Source organism: Deltaproteobacteria bacterium CG11_big_fil_rev_8_21_14_0_20_49_13 (assembly GCA_002796305.1).
In the GTDB taxonomy this organism is placed as follows: domain Bacteria; phylum UBA10199; class UBA10199.
The window spans coordinates 23,237-36,332 of the sequence record PCWZ01000013.1 but is presented as its reverse complement, the minus strand read 5'-3'; the positions used below and the strand labels follow the sequence as shown (position 1 = coordinate 36,332).

Annotated in this window: 15 protein-coding genes and 1 tRNA gene; 9 read left to right on the top strand and 7 right to left on the bottom strand. The window is 48.0% G+C overall.

All coding sequences use genetic code 11. From position 1 onward, the window contains the following. Position 1: 1 nt before the first annotated feature. The 3 genes from COV46_01040 (at position 2) to COV46_01030 (ending at position 1,584) form a co-directional block, all read left to right on the top strand. Positions 2-74 (top strand) — tRNA-Arg (locus COV46_01040). Positions 75-77: 3 nt separating this feature from the next. Continuing rightward, entirely contained in the window at positions 78-656 is a 579-nt protein-coding gene (locus tag COV46_01035) for a helicase (protein PIR18231.1), read from the top strand. Positions 657-669: 13 nt separating this feature from the next. Continuing rightward, a complete protein-coding gene (locus COV46_01030; protein ID PIR18230.1) occupies positions 670-1,584 on the top strand; it encodes a hypothetical protein in 915 nt (304 codons plus the stop codon). Position 1,585: 1 nt separating this feature from the next. Here the strand turns inward: COV46_01030 and COV46_01025 are convergent, their stop codons facing one another. Both COV46_01025 and COV46_01020 read right to left on the bottom strand, forming a co-directional pair. Beyond that, positions 1,586-3,427 (bottom strand): bifunctional homocysteine S-methyltransferase/methylenetetrahydrofolate reductase, encoded by a 1,842-nt coding sequence (locus COV46_01025; GenBank protein PIR18229.1) that lies wholly within the window; start codon positions 3,425-3,427, stop codon positions 1,586-1,588. A 3-nt stretch (positions 3,428-3,430) separates the two neighbouring features. Then, positions 3,431-4,036: a Zn-dependent hydrolase gene (locus COV46_01020; protein PIR18228.1), complete on the bottom strand. Its 606-nt coding sequence runs from the start codon at positions 4,034-4,036 to the stop codon at positions 3,431-3,433. Between the two features lie 113 nt (positions 4,037-4,149). On the opposite strand from COV46_01020, the gene COV46_01015 reads away from it, so the two are divergent. Continuing rightward, on the top strand, positions 4,150-4,623 hold the full coding sequence (locus COV46_01015) for a transcription elongation factor GreA (GenBank protein PIR18227.1): 474 nt from the start codon (positions 4,150-4,152) through the stop codon (positions 4,621-4,623). 390 nt (positions 4,624-5,013) lie between these two features. On the opposite strand, the gene COV46_01010 is transcribed toward COV46_01015, so the two are convergent. Genes COV46_01010 through COV46_00990 form a run of 5 tightly spaced genes read right to left on the bottom strand, consistent with a single transcriptional unit; the run spans position 5,014 to position 8,836 of the window. Then, positions 5,014-5,700 (bottom strand): mannose-1-phosphate guanylyltransferase, encoded by a 687-nt coding sequence (locus tag COV46_01010; GenBank protein ID PIR18226.1) that lies wholly within the window; start codon positions 5,698-5,700, stop codon positions 5,014-5,016. Continuing rightward, entirely contained in the window at positions 5,681-6,715 is a 1,035-nt protein-coding gene (locus tag COV46_01005; GenBank protein PIR18225.1) for an aminoglycoside phosphotransferase, read from the bottom strand. The genes COV46_01010 and COV46_01005 overlap by 20 nt, the downstream gene beginning before the upstream one ends. Then, positions 6,715-7,134: a hypothetical protein gene (locus COV46_01000; protein ID PIR18224.1), complete on the bottom strand. Its 420-nt coding sequence runs from the start codon at positions 7,132-7,134 to the stop codon at positions 6,715-6,717. The genes COV46_01005 and COV46_01000 overlap by 1 nt, the downstream gene beginning before the upstream one ends. Beyond that, on the bottom strand, positions 7,131-7,736 hold the full coding sequence (locus COV46_00995) for a hypothetical protein (protein PIR18223.1): 606 nt from the start codon (positions 7,734-7,736) through the stop codon (positions 7,131-7,133). The genes COV46_01000 and COV46_00995 overlap by 4 nt, the downstream gene beginning before the upstream one ends. Positions 7,737-7,786: 50 nt before the next feature. Continuing rightward, positions 7,787-8,836 (bottom strand): hypothetical protein, encoded by a 1,050-nt coding sequence (locus tag COV46_00990; GenBank protein PIR18222.1) that lies wholly within the window; start codon positions 8,834-8,836, stop codon positions 7,787-7,789. A 285-nt stretch (positions 8,837-9,121) separates the two neighbouring features. Here COV46_00990 and COV46_00985 point away from each other — a divergent pair, with 285 nt between their 5' ends. The 5 genes from COV46_00985 (at position 9,122) to COV46_00965 (ending at position 13,055) form a co-directional block, all read left to right on the top strand. Continuing rightward, entirely contained in the window at positions 9,122-10,099 is a 978-nt protein-coding gene (locus tag COV46_00985; protein ID PIR18221.1) for a hypothetical protein, read from the top strand. A gap of 113 nt (positions 10,100-10,212) precedes the next feature. Continuing rightward, a complete protein-coding gene (locus tag COV46_00980) occupies positions 10,213-11,598 on the top strand; it encodes a hypothetical protein (GenBank protein PIR18220.1) in 1,386 nt (461 codons plus the stop codon). Between the two features lie 301 nt (positions 11,599-11,899). Next, positions 11,900-12,349 carry a hypothetical protein gene (locus COV46_00975; protein PIR18219.1) on the top strand — a complete coding sequence of 150 codons (450 nt, stop codon included), beginning with the start codon at positions 11,900-11,902 and terminating at the stop codon, positions 12,347-12,349. A gap of 11 nt (positions 12,350-12,360) precedes the next feature. Further along, a complete protein-coding gene (locus COV46_00970; protein PIR18218.1) occupies positions 12,361-12,768 on the top strand; it encodes a nucleotidyltransferase in 408 nt (135 codons plus the stop codon). Next, a complete protein-coding gene (locus COV46_00965) occupies positions 12,765-13,055 on the top strand; it encodes a DNA polymerase beta subunit (GenBank protein ID PIR18217.1) in 291 nt (96 codons plus the stop codon). The genes COV46_00970 and COV46_00965 overlap by 4 nt, the downstream gene beginning before the upstream one ends. Positions 13,056-13,096 lie beyond the last annotated feature (41 nt).

Below are 13,096 nucleotides of genomic sequence, written 5' to 3'. Positions count from 1 at the left end.
GGCCCCCGTAGCTCAGTGGATTAGAGCACCAGCCTCCGAAGCTGGCCGCGGAGGTTCGATTCCTCTCGGGGGTGCATATGAATACTATCATACTCGACCTTGAGACAAAGTTCACGTTCGACGAAGTTGGCGGACGTGACAAATTCGAATCGCTCGGCATAAGTGTGGCCGGGGTATTCGATTACTTGACCGGCAAATATGAGGCCATAGAAGAGAAAGACATCGCTAAACTCGAAGAGCGCCTCCAGTCAAAACCTCTGGTGATAGGGTTTAACTCCAAGAAGTTTGACATGCCCGTCCTTAAGCCCTACCTTCACTTTGATCCTTCGGCGCTCCCTCAACTTGATATAATGGAAGAGATCCAGAACGTCGTGGGCCACAGGATAGGACTTGAGGCCGTTGCGCAGGCGACTTTAGGCAAGGGCAAATCAGGCAGCGGACTCGACGCGATAAGGTATTTTCGCGACGGCGCGATAGACAAGCTCAAAAAGTATTGCCTAGATGACGTAAAGGTGACAAAAGAGGTCTTCGAATACGGATGCAAGAACAAAGAGGTATTCTTCACCTCAAAGTTCGGCGGAGGCAGGGTTTGCGTACCCGTAAACTGGCAGATGGAAAATGAAGAAGAGAAGAAGGACCAATTAGCGCTATTTTAAAAAAGGTGGTCACATGTACGATACAATAATAATAGGAGGCGGCGCAGCGGGTCTTTCGGCGGCTATATATTCCGCGCGCAACAAGTTCAAGACCCTGGTCATTGACAAAGGGTTTGAGCACGGGAATGCCGGAACGCTTGCAAAGATAACCGATTTCCCCGGTATCGACGAGAACATTTCAGGGGCCGAATTCCTCAACAAGATGAAGAAGCAGGCCATTAATTTCGGGGCGGACCACAAGAACGCACAAGCCACATCCTGCACCATAAAAGAAGACATAAAGCAGGTCACGACCAACGAGCCCGCCACATACGAGTCTAAGGTGATACTCCTTGCCACCGGCAATCAACCTTACGGCGATTCGCACACATACGCAGGCGAAAGAGAACTTAGGGGAAAAGGCGTAAGTCACGATCCCGATGCCGACGCGAACGCCTGCAAGCAGTGCGCCATTGCCATAATCGGAAAATCCCAGTCCGTGGCAGAGACGGCTCTCAAACTTTCCAGAACGGCCGAGAAGATCTACTGGATAATACCGGCGAGCAAACTGGACCTCCCTCAGGAACTAAAGAACGAACTGGAGGCCGCAAAGAGGATCGAACCTTTCTTCAGCTCAAGCCTAAGAAAGATAAACGGCATCCACGAGGTCTCATCGGTCACCATACTTACGGCCGGTCAGGAAAAAACGCTTACCGTCAAATATATATTCCTTCCCCATCAGCAGTATAAACCAACTACCGACTATCTGAACGGGACGGGAGTTCAAACCTCCCCGGAAGGCGTTGTAATGGTGAACGAGCAGTTCGAAACAAGCGTGCCGGGAGTGTTCGCTGTTGGCAACATCCTCTGCCTCAAACCGCAGATCAATGTCATCTGCTCGGCACAAGGGACCATCGCCGCCATGAACTCTGAGAGATATCTGAAGTAGATCAGACAACCTTTAAAAGTTCGACCACTGCAGAATATTTTCCGAACGGAGGGAATATGTAGGCCCCCTTGACCCGCTGCATCTTCTTAGCCCCCTTCAATGATTCCTTTGCAATTGAAAGCCCCTCTTTTATCTGAAGTTCACGGGTCTTGGCGCTTCGTATCCTATCCATTATATGGGCCGGTATCTGCATACCAGGGACCTCATTATGCAGGAACTCGGCGTTCTTGAGACTTGCGAGGGGCAATATGCCGACAAAGAAGGGTATCTCTTTTATATGCGCCGTCTTCTTGAAGAAATTCTCCAAAAGCTCTGCGTCGTAGACCGGCTGGCTGAAGACATACTCTGCCCCCGCCTCCACTTTCTTGGCAAAGCGTTCCACCTCAAGGTCGATATTGACGGCCCCCGGATTTACTCCGCATCCTATAAGGAACGACGTAGGCGCGTTCAGCGCCCTTCCGGACATATCCTGCCCCTTGTTCATTCCGTTCACCATATGGATAAGGCCTATCGAATCGATATCGAATACTGCCGTTGCCATGGGATACGTGCCCATCTTCGGAGGATCGCCTGTGACGATGAGAAGGTTCCTAAGGTCGAGCGCGTGCGCGCCCAAGAGGTCCATCTGCATCCCCAGAAGATTCCGGTCGCGGCAGCAATAATGGACTATGGGTTCGATACCCGTCTCCCGTTTGACAAGCGCCCCCAGGGCGATAGGGCTCATTCTTGCAACTGCCCTCGGTCCGTCGGCAATGTTCACGGCATCAACCCCGTTCTTATGCAGGAACTTGGCGTGTTCTATCGCCTCTTTTGGACAAAGCCCCATAGGCGGATCAAGCTCTACCGAAACGGCGAACTTATTTCCAAGCTTTGCCGCAAATGAACTTTTATCTTTTGTGGGAAGAGATGCAAATTTGGGTTCGGCCCGCAACTCGACCGAAAGCATTTTGAACACCCTCTTTCTGTGCGGAGCGACAGATTTTATGAAGCGGCTCATCTCTTTTATTTCGTCAGGCGTCGTTCCGCAGCATCCGCCAATTATAGAAGCCCCCGCAAGAACGAGCCTTCTTGCGAACTCGCCCATATACTCTGGTGTGGCAAGATAAAGAAGGCGCCCTTCTACCACCTGAGGCATGCCGGCGTTCGGCATTGCAGAGAGTTTTATCTTAGAAACTTTTCTCATCTCCTGTATCGCGTCCAGGACCCCTTGCGGTCCGCTCGAACAATTCGTCCCTCCAACTGCGACATTCAAGGACTCGAGCATTTTGACCGCCTGGGTCGGGGTAACACCCACGAATTCCTGATCGCGGTAGTGCTTGAATGAGACCTGGGCGATTATCGGGATATCGGTTACCGCCTGAGCGGTCCTAACCGCTATCTCTAACTCGTCTAGATTCATGAAAGTTTCAAAAATGATGGCATCCACCTTCGTTTCGGCCAACACTTCGATCTGTTCCTTAAAGACCTCTCTTGCCTCATCCACGCTGTGCCTGCCAAGCGGCGCAAGCGTTACACCAAGGGGTCCGACAGCTCCCGCAACGAACGCCCTGTCTTTTGCTATCTCCCTTGCGATCTTTACACCGGCCGCATTTATCTCTTTGACCTTTCCTTCCAGTCCGTAACTGGCAAGTCTCATCCGGTTAGCCGTAAAGGTGTTCGTCTCTATCAGCTCGGCGCCGGCCTCGAGGTAGTCGGCATGGACCTTTCGGATCATGTCGGGGTTGACAAGGTTGAGTTCGTCGTAGCACCTATTGAGATACACCCCGCGCTCGTAAAGAAGGGTTCCCATCGCCCCGTCGGCAAGTATCACGTGTTCGTTTAGCGTATCTAAAAAGTTTTGCATCGCTTACATCCTCAGAAAATCGCCCACACTTTTGAACTGCATGTAGGGATTTCTCTTCTTCTGTTCACCCATCGTAGAGACCGCCTCGCTTCCATAATTGTGTCCCGAGTAGACAACAACACCGTCCGGAACCTTTGCAAGCTTCTGCAACGACTTGAACATCTCCTCCGGATCGCTCCCCTCAAGATCGGTGCGTCCTATGGCACCCACAAAAAGGGTATCACCGGTAAATATCGCTTTATCAACAAGAAAGCATGCCGAGCCGGGCGTATGTCCGGGAGTATGGATACATTTAACGCTCACATCTCCAATTTTAATCGTGTCGCCGTTCGCAAAGAGTTTCTTGTCCTTTAAAGAACATGGTTCCAATTCGCCAACATATATCTTAGCGCCGGTTTTTTCGGCCATTTTTTCGGCTCCGTTAGCATGATCAAAATGCGCATGGGTCAAAAGGATGTGAGTTATCTTTAATCCATCCTTTTCGGCAGCCTTGATTATTTCGTCCACCTGCCAGCCGGGGTCGATGACCGCGCAGGCGCTCTTTTTATCGTCCGCCAGAAGGTAGGCAAAGTTACCCATAGGGCCTATTTCAAGCTGTTTTATTATCATAGGACTTGACCTATCGCCAAAAAATCAATATATGTCAACCGTCAATTGACCACCGGTCACGTAGGCAACAGCATTTGCTCCGTGACCAGTGGTTTGTTTTTTCAGGAGAGATTATGCAAAAAATGCCGATGACACCAGACGGTTATAAAAAACTTCAGGAAAAACTGAAACACCTGAAAGGTGTCGAACGTCCGAAAAACGTTAAAGCGATAGAAGAAGCTCGCGGGCATGGCGACCTTTCCGAGAACGCCGATTACGCCGCGGCAAAGGAGCACCAGGCGCATCTCAGCCGGCAGATGCAGGAGATCGAACACGCGATAGCCTCCGCACAGGTCATAGATCCTGCAAAGATCGAAAGCGAAAAAGTGGTCTTTGGCGCGACCGTAAAACTCCACGATATAGACAACGGCGAAGAGGTGAAATATATGATCGTCGGGGCATACGAATCCGACATTTCAAAAGGAAAGATATCCATTGAATCGCCCATTGCCAGGGCCATGATAGGAAAATTTGAAGGCGACGAGGTAAAAGTAAGGGCCCCAAGCGGCATGCGCACCTACGAAATTCTGGAAATATCATTTTCTTAAGTTCCGTCAAAAAAACACCCATCCCTCGGTATAAATGTACCCATTTGATAAAGTCTGGTGATCGGTTATCGGTGATCAGTTATCGGTAACGTCTTTTAAATTATTTATGATTTCATATGGTTAACGTCTTGTCTGCCGAACATCGATAACTGATCACCGATCACTGCAGTTGGCACAAGATATGCGCAACCTATGAGTAGGACCCGCCAAACAACATGGCGGGCAGGGGTGGTTTATGATAAAAGGCACGGTAAATACGTTAGATGTCATAAGGCGACCATACACCATGATAAGGCTTTTTGGGTGGTTTGAATACGTCCGTCTCCTTGGTAAATGTATCAGCCCGGCCACCTATCTCTTCCTCAATATAATGCCTAGATGACCCGAGCGTCAGCGAAGGATCTCCTGCACATATCTTTCTATCGTCCCTATGTCATTCCATCTCCCCTTGTGTTCAATGGTTGCGACGTTAAGGCGCTTTTCCAGGAGTTTTTTGTAGCCCGAACCGATAAGACACGAAGGTCTCTTAAGAAATTTGAAAATTATGGGATCGAATATCTGAACGCCGGTGAACATGAACTTTCCTGCACCAAAACCTTTAAGAATGCCTTTGGAAACGTCAAGCTTTGCGTAAGCCTCGCCCTTTTTGAGCCTTCTGACGACCATTAACGCCGACGGCCTCTTCTTGAGATACGCCGAGCTCACCCTCTTCAGATCGATATCGATAAGGACGTCCCCGTTAATAACGAGGAACGGCCCGCCCTTTAGATGTTTTTCCGCGTTCTTTATCCCGCCTCCCGTACCCAATATCTTTTTCTCAAATGTATATCTTACCTTAAGTCCGTATCTCCTGCCCGAACCGACATATGATTTTATCTGACCTCCCAGATGATGGAGGTTTATGACCACATTTTTAATGCCTGCCTTCTTAAGAAGATAGAGTGCATGATCGATAAGCGGCATGGCCCCGACCGGGAGCAGAGGCTTGGGTGTCCTAAAGGTCAGAGGTCTCAGACGCGTGCCAAGGCCTGCGGCAAGGATTATGGCGTTCTTGATTTTAATTCCATTCCGGGACATATTTTTTTAGTGCTTCGCACAGTGCGTAAGTGTTTAGGTGCGTAAGTGCGTAAGTTTCTTCCAGCGCATTTTTAATATACCTTAACGTTGTCGGAATATATTGTAAAAAGTTCGGGTTCTTCTTTACGCGGTCGATATAGATGAACCGCCCGGCATCCTTCATCTTCCGCTGAAGCGTGACCAGGTTGAACCACTTTTGAACCGCTTTTGAACCGCTTTTGAACAACCCGTTTTCGCTATAATACTCCGCTAAGCCTTCCACCATCCCCCACTCCAGCTCCACATAGGAATCGCGCAGCAGCGCAACAAGGTCATAGATGCACGGGCCCATCAATGCATCCTGAAAATCTATCAGCGAAAGCTCTCCGTTATCTCTCACGATAAGATTCCTGCTCTGAAAATCGCGATGGGTAAAACAATATGGTATCTTGGTTATCTCATCGGTTATCTTTCTTGTCTCCTTCTCGAACAATTCGCGGTCCTCTTCCTCCATCTCTCTTCCAAGCCTTGCTTCGACAAGATATTCCCTGAAATGATCGAACTCCCAATTGAGAAGATACGGATCGAACGAACGCTGAAGCGCAACGCACTCTGCCTCATCTTTTATGCCGAATGTCTTCTTTTGAAGATTCACCAGAAGGTCTATTGCCTTCTTATACCATTTCTCGCACGCCCCCCGGTCGGCATCCTTGACACATCCGGCTAGAAGGCTGTCCCCAAGATCTTCAAGGACCATCACCCTCGCTGCCTCATCATATCTTTCTATCTTAGGAACCGGAAGACCCAGGGATGCAAGGAACCTGTCTATATTTACGAACGGAATCTCTTTGTGCACGCCTTTGAAATTGGTTATCTCTTCCGAAACGCTCGATCTGCCCTTTGGCATCTGCATTATTATTCGCGTGGTGCCGTCATCAAGAAAGGCCCTGAAATATTCCCTGTAAGAAGCATCGCCGTGGAGCTTAACAACATTCCTAATCTTCCTGCCCGCGATCTTTTCTATAGTCTCTTTCATCAGTTTACGTTAACCGACATATTGGTGTTACTTGTGTTGCCAATAACAGAGACATAGACGGTCTGTGTGCCGGCAGGAACGTTCGCCGGCACCACTACGGTAATGGACTCTATTTCATCTGATGTTGGTGTGGTGAGAATGAAATAGTTTTCAGAGACCGTAGAAACATCACCGAACGTAACGATATTATATCCGGGCACGATCGAATAACCGAGTCCAAAGATGGTAAGAGTATCGCCAGGATTGACGATAGCGGGATCTATCCTGTTTACATAAGGCGGAGCCTGGGTGGAAACGGTGCTATTGAAAGGCGTTCCGGAACTGCCGCAGGAAAGGAGCGTAACGCTAAAGATGAGGAACAAAAAGAAAAACAGTTTCTTCACAATCGCGCCATTACTAGAACAGAGACAGGAAATCAACAATGAAAGGTTTTACTTGTGGGAATGAGACCTTCCTCCATCAGCTTTTGCCTGATATTCTCGTCGCCGCTTTTGAGCCATCGTTCATAAAGATTCAAAAGGTCTAAATTTGTGGAGGCGTTCGCCTGTATACCCAGCGAGGCAAGGGCGCTTGCAAGGCCCTTGAACTCTCCGGAAAGCTCCATGTAAAGGCTCGCAAAGATATCCTCAGAACTGAACTGAGATGCAAGCGAAGAATAGGCAAAGCTCCCCATATCAATGTAGTAATTTATGCCGACCGGCCCCCTGGAAATATGGTTTTCGAAGAAACCTGTAAGATAAAGTGACACATCCCCCAGCCTTTTTAGTCCCTTTATCTGGGAAGCCTTGTCACCGGTAATGGCCCTTGCAAGCATCATGGCCAGAGGCTCCTCAACATAGCGGTCATCGCTTAAAATATAGAGACACTCGGCACGCTCAAAGTTAGTTAAAAGATTTACGAGATAAAACTCAGTGGTTTCGGCTATTTGCAAACTTTGGGTGGAAAACGCCTTCTTCAGCTCGTCTCTGAAATATTCCGGAAGGCGGGAACCCTCTAAAATATCTGTGGATCTTGTTGCCATAATACAACCTCCACCCGAGTATTATAGCAATTCCCGTGCCAAAATAAAAGTTATAAATCGCCGGAAAGGGCTGCCACATCTGGAACAGACTGGCCTTCTTTCTTTTCACCCCCCGTTTTAAAGAGGTCCTTCGAAACAAATTTGAGGCAGATGACACCCGTCACCGCCTTCATGATGTAGTTGGCGAGCATCCAGACAAGGCTGAATGACAACAGCAGATCTCCTGCAGTAGCTATCCCCTGCGCAATAAGGGGCGAGGTTATGAAGGGCTTTAAGAGCTCAACAAGGGCAACATTGCTGGCACCAATTCCGCCCGGCGATATCGGAAGCACCCCGATAAAAAAGATGATGGGAATATTTGAAAGGACGTTCACGAAGGGGACGGTGGCATTAAAGGGTTTGATTGCGATATACATCCCCACCATTATGAATATGTGCACAGGAAGCCTGTAGAGCCCGACCACAACATAGTCTCTTAGCCTCGCGCGGGAAAGGACGCTGAAAAAATCCTTCGTACGAAATTTTTCTAAAAACTTTATATTCCCGAACGCCCCGCGCCAGAAGAGGAGGTTCAGCGCAAAAAGAACGATACCAACAAGCGTGAAGGCGCGCACAAAGTAGGCGATGTTCATCCCCCATATCTCGAACGGCCACGTGGTAAAGAACGTCGTGACGAACGCAAGTACTGCAAGGATGTAAAGATCCAGCGCCACGATTATGCCGAATATCCCGAACATCTCAGACATCGCAAGCCCGTGTTTGCGGTTCTGATACAGCGCAAAAGCGGCCTGAGACGCCGCGTAGTTGATTATCATGATGAGATATGTGAGGCCCCTGGCAGGAAGGAGCTCTTTGAAAGACGCCTCGTGTCCAAAGTGACAAAGTATCTTTGTTATGACAAAAGTGTCCAAAAAATACATGAGAACAAAGTAACAGATAGCCAAGGCACAAAAATATGGAATATTCATTAATTTCAATGAGTTCCATACGTGTTCAATGGGATATTTATTGAATAAATAGGCGAAAATAGCCGCCGCTACCAGCCAAGGGAATATTTTTTTAAAAAAAGTACGCAACATTTTTTGATCCCTGCCGAACATAGGAATAGAAGTTTAATTTTCATTTGTCAACGACTTTGGGCAGTAACATGAAGGGAGAAGGCAGTAGTTGCTTGCCCAATCAACACATCCCCCACTCCTTCTCCCGATATTATTTTGAAGGCCGCGCGAGTTAATACTTGCGCGGCCTTTTTATTTTCTGTATTATGCGGCCCGATAATGTCGGTTTGTCATAGTCTTCGAGCGAAGTCGAGAAGCAATCATTGCTTGCCCCGAGCACAGTCGAGGGGTTCTCGACAAGCTCGAACAATATTATGAGGTGATAATATGAAAAAGAATATTCTGCTATCCTGCTTCTTACTTTTTACTTCCTGCTTTTTATTCTTCTCTTGCGGTAGTAGCACCTCCAACAAACTCACGGGTCCCGACCTTGATGTGGGCAAACTCACTTCTATAAAAATCGATCAGATAAAACTTACAGGCGGGTTAGAGGACGATAACGACACCGCGCTCGAAGCGGCCGTTTATTTAAGATGCAAGGAGAGCAGCAAATATCTTGCCTGCGCCGGACAAAGGCATGGGCTTGATCTGATGAAGATGTCGGGTGTTGCGTACGGAAAATTAGATATCTCGCTAGTTCCAGTGGATGGCGCCGATGGGAGCTGTCTTGATGTGGAGGTGGTCTTTGTCGAAAAGGACTCGAACGATTGTCCGAACACGGTGACAGGTGATGATGATATACTAGGAACTTCGTCAGCGGTAAGTATCGATGAAACCGGAAAGGGAGATCTCCTTGGCAGCAAGATCACAACAGCTGATGGAACCAATTGGGTAAGATTCTTCGGAGGCGACACAGAAGAAGCCACCGACATGGAACCTTCGGGAGCCATCACAGATGCCATTCTCACGCTGAACCAGATATATTTCACAAAACCCGATGTCTTTGGAAAACCCACAGACTATAAACTTGTTGTAAAGGACGAGACCGGCTCCAACGGATTCAGATGCGAAGCTTCGTTCGATGAAACCTTCGGCGTAACTAAAGAGAACATCATATACGGTGGACTCGGCATACAACTACTCGACGAGAGCAAGGCTCCGTGCGCAGTAACTACTGAAAACAGAACAACTATCGTAACCGTTACGCTCACGATACTTACCGATGACGGAAAGACCGTAGAAAATCTTGTGACAGATCCTAAAGATGAGTCAACGCTTGGAGATCTTGTTGACAATGATGGCATGAGAGAAAAATTTACGGACGATGCCGGATTTGTCCGTTTCTCGCATATTGATGGGTTTTAAGTTATTGTAATTATTGAATCTTTATAGTGCGCTATTTTTTGGGGGTTTTTTATGATTTTCTTAGCAACTTTTTTTGCCAAATGGCGATAAATATCTAAAAGGAGATGTCCAATATGAAAAGACTTCTGACGTTGTTGTTCGCAGTACTGATTGCTGTAGCAAGCGTGACGGTCGCTAACGCGCATCCTCATGCAAAGAAAAGTGCGGTGAAACATTCTCACAGCACGGCAAAGGCGGCGCCTCTTTATGCCGCGGCATCTACGCCGTTGGTTGAAGAGCCTGTCCTTGCATCTTCGGCCGAGACCTCCGTAACCCCGGTTGCAGAAACACCGCCCAAAACAGATGATGAGATAGTCGGGTACGATGGTGGTTTCTTCATAAGGAACAGTGACAAATCGTTTGTCCTTATGATAAACGGACGTATGCAACCTCAGGCCTATTTTCAAAAGACCACAGGTAGCGACAGCACGTGGACATTTGGTATCAGACGCGCAAGGCTCGATTTCGACGCAACAATGTGGACGAACACATCGTTTCATGTAACGTTAAATCACTCAACAAAGAGTGCCGCCTTTTCAACCGTGAACGTTTTCAATCTCGCCGTCGCTCATGTATTTGCACCAGAATTCAGCGTAAGCGTAGGTCAGGTCGGTCTTCCTCTTGATATCCTGCAGAGCAGGACATCTAACGGCTATCAGCTGCCAGAGGCCCCGAACATCATAAGCCAGATTGACGGCAGCGCGGCACAGTCGACACCTTTAAGATCGTCTTTCGGTGCGCCTTCAGGCATAGGCGTTTCACTTGAAGGTAAATTCTTTAAGAAACTTTATTATAGGCTTTCTGCCGTAAACGGAGCCGCTCAAGCAACGAATACCGTTACAGGAGGCGTGGTCAGCAACCCTTCAGGCGGTGAAGAAAGTGACTACACACTGAATTTTGACAAGAAGGTTTCCGTTGGCGCAAGGCTTGCATACGACATTTTTGAGAACACCGGCTCATTCGAGAACGACATGCCCTATTCTGAAAAGGCAAAGTGGATCGTAAGCATGGGGGGCATATATCAGGGAAAGAGACAGGACCCGAACTTTGCAGTTATGCCCACGATCAACTACCTTGTAACGGGTTCCGTCGGTTCATCATTTAAATACCGCGGTTTTGCAGTAACAGCCGAAGCGTATGCAAGAAAGACAAAGATAGGAAACCCGGGCAGCGCAACTTTCTATTCAAATACGCTTGATGACGCGGCATATTATGTGGATGGCGGCTATTTTGTCATCCCCAATAAACTGGAGATCGCGGCAAGGGGTTCGCAGCTCTTCCGTGAAGGTCCTACTAACAACTCCTATGAAATAGATGGAAGTATAAACTGGTTCCCCAGGGGAACGCCAAACTTAAAGCTGATGGCGGCTTACACGATGCAGAAGTTCTACGTGAACCAGACAAACGCCCCAACGGCAAGGAACCAGGCATTCACACTATTTCTGGCCACCTTCTTTTAAGTATAACACAGTATAAACCCCAAAAGCCGCAAGTTTAGAACTTGCGGCTTTTTTGTTGTTTTTCTTAGCAACTATAATTCCTGCCCCTGCCGATAACCACCATAGAAAGGAAGAGGTGGTTATGAAGAGACTTATCTTGTGGTTAATAATTTCAACAAACGGGTCTCTGCCGGCGCAAGGCTAGCCTACGACATTCTTGAAAATGCCGGCTCATTTGAGAACGACATCCCCTATTCCGAAAAGGCAAGGTGGACGATAAGCATGGGCGGAACATATCAGAGCAAGAGAGAGGACCCCAACTTTGTCGTCATGCCGACTCATTACAGGTTCGGCCGGAACATCGTTCAAATACAGGGGCTTTTCCATAACGGCCGAGGCCTACGGGAGAAAGACAAAGATAGACAACCCCGGCAGCACAACGTTCTATTCCAACACCCTTGACGACATGGCCTATTATGTGGACAGCGGATACTTCGTCATCCCAAATAAGCTGGAGATCGCAGGGCGAGTCGCTCAGATCTTTCGCGAAGGGCCTCACAACAACTCCTACGAGATCGACGGCGGCGTCAACTGGTTCCCTACCGGCCAGCCGAACCTTAAACTAATGACCGCATATACCATGCAAAGATACCACGAAAAACAGTCCGAAGGCTCTGCCGCAAGGACCCAGAAGGTCAGTAATTCTACCTTGCAACGCAGCAACTCCCCTGTTATATCTTCTTTCATGAACATAATGGATTATGTGGTTTAGAAAGCGGGGTTATGATTATGAAACTTGATTTTAGTTCCCCGAAAAAGGCTGTTAAAAGTCTAGGCAGAGCCATTACCCGAACACAAAAAGCGCCATCAGATGAGGAATTGCGTGACGCGGTGATCCAGCGATTCGAATACACATATGAACTTGCATGGAAAATGATGAAACGGCAGATAGAACAGGAGGCGCCGAACCCTGACGATATCGATCAATTGTCATTCAAAGACCTTCTTCGAACAGCGGCCGAAAAGGGGATCATTGCAGACGTTGAGGCGTGGCTGATCTACAGGGAGCAGAGGAATATCACATCTCATACTTATGATGAGGTCGAGGCCAAAAGCGTTTATGAAACAGCCTTAAAATTCCTTAAAGATGCGGAGGTTTTGCTTTCGAATCTGGAGAAACGCAGGTCATGATAGACATCCAAGAAGGTCATTTGAAAACCGTTCTTGCCATCTTATCAAAATATGTGCCCGGGTATGAGATTTGGGCCTTTGGTTCACGCGTCAATCAGAAGCCAAAGAAACATGCCGACCTCGACCTTGTGATCAAAACAGATTCTCCACTGCCGGTAAAAACCCTCGCCTTTTTGCGCGATGCCTTTTCAGAATCGAACCTACCGTTTAAAGTGGATGTCGTTGACTGGTCAAGAATAAACAAAGAATTTCAAAAGATCATAGAGAATAAATTTGAGATCTTATAGCTCACTTTTAGCCCTTGCTAAGCCAATTTTCCCCTGTTATA